Origin of the sequence: Corallococcus sp. AB018 (genome assembly GCF_003986945.1) — a bacterium.
Classification (GTDB): domain Bacteria; phylum Myxococcota; class Myxococcia; order Myxococcales; family Myxococcaceae; genus Corallococcus; species Corallococcus exiguus.
This window is the reverse complement of sequence record NZ_RAWR01000542.1, coordinates 1-443: the sequence shown is the minus strand read 5'-3', so window position 1 is coordinate 443 and position 443 is coordinate 1. Positions and strand designations below refer to the sequence as shown.

The 443-nt window shown below is 69.8% G+C and carries 1 protein-coding gene; it reads left to right on the top strand.

Annotated elements, in window-relative coordinates:
- Positions 1–142 precede the first annotated feature (142 nt).
- Positions 143–443 (top strand): transposase (locus D7Y11_RS42945; RefSeq protein ID WP_368773808.1); only part of this gene is annotated, 301 nt, incomplete at its 3' end.

The window sequence follows — 443 nt, the reverse complement described above, 5'->3', positions numbered from 1 at the left end:
TGCGCGGAATAAGCAATCCGCTGGGTCCCGTAGAAGAGAGATGACTTCAGAAGAAGGAGCCTCCTGCGCCTCTGCCGAGCAGGGGGGCAGGCGCCGCGTCGCAAAGGACCCGACTCCGCGCTTCAAGGGAGCGGAGCGCGAGGTGCTTGCCGCCGCTGAGCGACTGGTGCCGCGGGAGCACCTGGCCCGGAAGGTGCGAGAGGTGGTGAAGCGCTTCGAGCTGGGGCGGGTGGAGGCGGGGTACTCGGCGTTGGGACAGAAGGGGTATGCGCCGCGCGAGTTGCTGGCGCTCTGGGTGTACGCCAGCCTCGTCGGTGTGCACCAGGGCACGCAGCTGGCGCATGCGCTGCAGACGGACCTGGCGCTGCGGCTGTTGAGCGCGGGCCACTGCGTCAGCCGCTCCGTGCTCAACCGCTTCCGCGCCAGCCAGGGCCCCCTCTTCC